Genomic DNA, 4,373 nt, shown 5'->3' on the forward strand with positions numbered 1-4,373 from the left:
GCCGCCGAAGCCGGCCAGCGACGCGGTGCCCGAGCCCATGAGGGCGTAACCGGTGGCGCCGGTGGTGGTGTTGGTCGACAGCACCAGACCCAGGCCCAAGCCATCCACCGACAAACCAGCGTTGTTGTCACCCAGTCGGGCCGTGACATCGGCCGCACCGATGAGCAGGTAGCTGGGCGGCTGCACCACATCGCGTGACAGCCCGGCCACCACCGTGGGCAGGTCGGCGCCAGCGAAGGCACCCGTGCCAACCAACCGGAACACCCCTGGCGTGGCGGTGACGTACACCGTCAGGTTGTCCTCACCGATGCCCGGCAGTGCGCGCAGGCTGGTTTCCAGTTGTGTGCGCAGGTCGGCCTGGGTCAAGCCCTGAACCGCCGTCAGCGTGGTCAGCCAGGTACTGCCTCCGGCCAGGCGCAGGCTGGCCGTGTCAGCCAGGCGGCCATCGGCCAGGCGCAGGTCCAGCGTCTGCACTTCGGTGAAATGCAGGGCCTGGATGTCCTCCCCCGCCAGGCGCCCGACAAAAGCGATGTCCCAGTGACCGGCCGCCGCCGCACTCACCCGCACATTGCCCGCACCGATGCCGGCGAGCGATTCCAGCGCCTGTTGCAGCGCCGAGGCCGAGACGGCGGTCGCCAGCGGCGCCGTGGTGTCCGCACCAAACGCCAGGGCAAACGCGGCCGTGCCAGCGGGCACGCTCAGCTGCTGGATCTCCGAGCTGACCGCGCCCTGCCGGATCTGGGCCAGCACGGTCTGCGGCGCGTGCTGCACCGACACCACCACACCGTCCATGGTCGGGATCAGACGCCCCAGCGTGACACCGCCAAAGGTGACGCGCCAGACCTGGTGGTCGGCGCCGCCCACCAATTCGGCCTGCACGTCGCCGCCCTGGGCGGCGAAGCGCTGTCCATTGCCCACGGCCGCACGCAGGGCATCACGCAGTTGCGCCGCCGTGGCGTTGAACGCGATCTCGCTGGTCTGGTAGGTCACGCCCTGGTCGGTGAAGGCCAGCGTGAAGCCGCCCTGGAGATGTGCGTCGTAGAGGTCGACCTGCTGCACGGTCCCGGTGGCCACCTGGGCGCCTGTCAGGGTCTGCAGGGTCGCATCGACCCGGACCACGCCCCGCATCAGGCTGCCGTCCATCGCGGTGGTGAAGGCGTTGACCTGCAGGCCCGGCAGACGCACGCCCGCCGCGAAGGTGATGGTGTAGCCCTGCACCAGCACCCCACCGGTGCCGTTGTCAAAGACCACCGACACATTGCCCTGGCCGACTCCGGACAAGCTTTCGATGGCCTGGCGAATGTTGACCGCCTGCAGGTTCTTGTCCGCGGCATAGCGGATGGCAGCCGTGGTCTGGCTGCCCGCCGTGAAGCTGAACTTGGCGCCGCTGATGCTGCTGTCCTGCTGCTCCAGCAGCAGGTAATGGGACTGCGGCGAAGCCTGGGTGGGCCGTTGCACCTGGCTGACCAGACCCCAGTCGGTCTTGTCGGCGGGATCCGCCGGCGGCGTCATGCCGAGGTCGGTGACGGTCTGACCCGACAAGGCACCCGTCATGGCGATGCGCAAGCCGCTGGCCCGGTCGCCACTGACAGCCACATTGCCGGACCCGAACAGCAGGCCCAGTCCGGCCCGCAGACGCTGCGAGAACACGGCGTCGCTCACCGGGGTGAAGCCATCGTCGGCGCGGGAGTCGATGGTGACCGACACCCCGCCGTGGCTGAACACGTAGGCCCCTTCGCGGAAGCGCCCGGCCTCGTTCGACGTGAGGGTGAAGACGGCGTCGGTGTGCACACCACCCGGGATGGATTCGACCACCTGCCCTTGCGCAGCCGTGTCCGCGCGCACCACCACCACCTGCGGCACCACCACCGGCGGTGCCACCTGGGTGACAGCGAATTGCCCGGACAGGCTTGCAAACCCGTCCAGACCGATGGCGGCCGCCCCGGCGAGTTCAAAATTGCCGGTGCTGCTGTTGAAGCGTGCCTGCATCTGGCCGGCGAAGCTCACTCCGCTGACCCCCTCGACGGCGCCCTGGCCGGTGAGGAAGCCGCTGCGGACCTGCCCTGGTCCGAAGTAGAGGTCTCCCGTGCCATGGCGCAGGATGGCCCGGGCGCCGCCGGCGGCCAGGACCACCTGGACATCGTTGGCACGCACATTCCAGCCATCGGCCAACCGGGTGATGGCAAAACTGCCCTGTGCAGAGGCCGGACCGAGGTGCAGCGTGCCGGTGGCCGACAGGGCCAGCTCGGCGCCGGTGGCGCTCAGGTCCAGCACCTGCCCGCTGCCCAGGCTCACCGCCAGCGGCGTGGCCCAGTTGGCGCTCACCGCCCCTGGAGTCACCAGCAAGCCACCACCGGACAGCGTCCCGTTGAGACTCAACCGGGCGCCCGTGAGTTCAGCCAGGTTCATGCCGGCCACCTCGATGCGGCCGACATCGGCGGTCGCCGTCAGCCAGCGGTGCGTCGCATCGCTGCGGTCGGTCGCCAGGACCAGCGCCACATCGGCCTGGTGCAAGCTCAAACCCAGGCCACCTGCACCGGCCGTGAGCGAGGTCTCCAGGTCCAGACCGGCCAGGACCAGCTCGTCCACCTGCACGGTGCTGTTGTCCGAAAGCACCAGGGGGACGTTGCTGCGGTTCTCGATCGAGATCTGACCACCCATGGTCAGCACGCCGCCGACGACCACTGTGGCCACGCCCCGCATGCGCGTCTCGCCCTCCAGCAGGCTGACCACGTACGTGCCCGCCCCGGTGTCCACCTCCTGCGCCTCGACCGCGTGCCCCAGCCGGTTGTACGCCACGCTCATCTGCGTCACCGTCAGGCTCAGCGCGCTGCCCAGCCCGGTCAGCGCCACGTCGCCCTGCGCCTGCACCGCCACCGTGCCCGCCTGCGTGCCCTCCCGGTGCAGCAGCACCGCGCCGCGCCCCTGGCCCAGCGTCGCACCCAGCCCCCCGAGGTTCAGGCTGCCGTTGATCTGCGCCAGACCGATCTGCAGGTCCGTGACCCGCACGCCGCTGGCGTCCAGCGTCGTCTGGCTGTGGACCGCCAGCGCCCCGCTCAGGCTGCCCAGCCCGTCCACCGCCACCGTGCCCGCGGTGATGCGCACTTCCTTGCGTTCGGTCGCGTCGCTGAAGTCCAGCCTCACCTGCCCGCCACCCACCGCGATGCTGGCCGTGCTCGCCTCGCCCAGCGTGTTGATCCGCACCTCCGCCGCCGCCTCCAGGCTCACCCCGGCAAAACCGTGCAGGCTCGCCGCTCCGCTGGCCACCAGCGCGTAGCCCGTGGCCCCGTCGCTGCGCTGCTTGATCAGCAGCCCCAGGCTCGCCCCGCTCACGCCCAGCCCCGCGTCCGCGTTGCCTATGCTCGCGTTCACGTTGCTCAGGCCCACTTGCAGCACCCCGCTGGCTCCCGTGCCGCTGCGCTGCACCGCGAAGTCGCCCGTCATCTCGCCGAACCCGTCCACGCTCAGCGCCACCCCCGTGCCCGACAGCACCAGCGCCGTGCCGCTGAACGACGCGCTCAGCGTCCCGCTCAGGCCCACCCCGCCCACTCCGCTCAGGCTCGCTCGACCCGTCAGGCTCCCGCTGCGCGCCGTCGGCGACAGGAACAGGTGGCCGCTGGCCTGCGTCAGGCTGACCTGTGCCCCGCCCGCCCCCAGCACCACGCTGGCGTTGCTGGCCGTGACGTCCCAGGTCCGCGCGCCGCTGCTGTCATGTCCCAGCGTCAGCACGAAGTCGCCCGACAGCAGGCTCTCGCCCAGTTGCAGCGCGCCGCTGACCGGGATCGAGAAGTCGCTGCGGGCCAGGTCCAGCACGGCCTGCTTGCCCTGCTCCACCGCGCTCAGCGCCACCGTGCGGGCCTGCCCGCTCCAGTCGATCGCCGCCGCGCCGTCCAGCAGGCTGCCGCCCGCATCCAGCGCCTGGTTGATGTGCAGCTGCGCGCTCTGCAGGTGCTCGTCGAGCGCATAGCCCAGCACCGAGGCGCTGTGCAGCCCGCCCTCCACCGTCAGCCAGCGCTCGTTCGTGTTCGCCCGGTTGGTGGAGACCACCAGCACCAGGTCCGCCTGGCCCAGGCGGGCCAGATCGGCACCACCCGCGCCGGCCGTCACCACCGCGCTCAGCCCCGCTCCGCCCAGCGTCAGCTGGTCGGTCTGCACGCTGCGGCCGTCGCTCAGCGTCTGACCCACGCCCGTGCGGCTCTCGACGAAGACCTCGCCGGCCACCGTCAGCACGCCGCCGACGGCCACCGTGGCCACGCCCCGCATGCGCGTCTCGCCCTCCAGCAGGCTGACCACGTACGTGCCCGCCCCGGTGTCCACCTCCTGCGCCTCGACCGCGTGCCCCAGCCGGTTGTACGCCACGCTCATCTGCGTCA

General features: G+C 71.1%; 1 protein-coding gene. It reads right to left on the bottom strand.

Translation table 11 applies throughout. The features are described from left to right. On the bottom strand, positions 1-4,373 hold a 4,373-nt coding region (locus AB3X43_RS11880; RefSeq protein ID WP_369430057.1), incomplete at both ends, for a beta strand repeat-containing protein.

Origin of the sequence: Sphaerotilus sp. (genome assembly GCF_041083715.1) — a bacterium.
GTDB lineage: Bacteria > Pseudomonadota > Gammaproteobacteria > Burkholderiales > Burkholderiaceae_C > Sphaerotilus.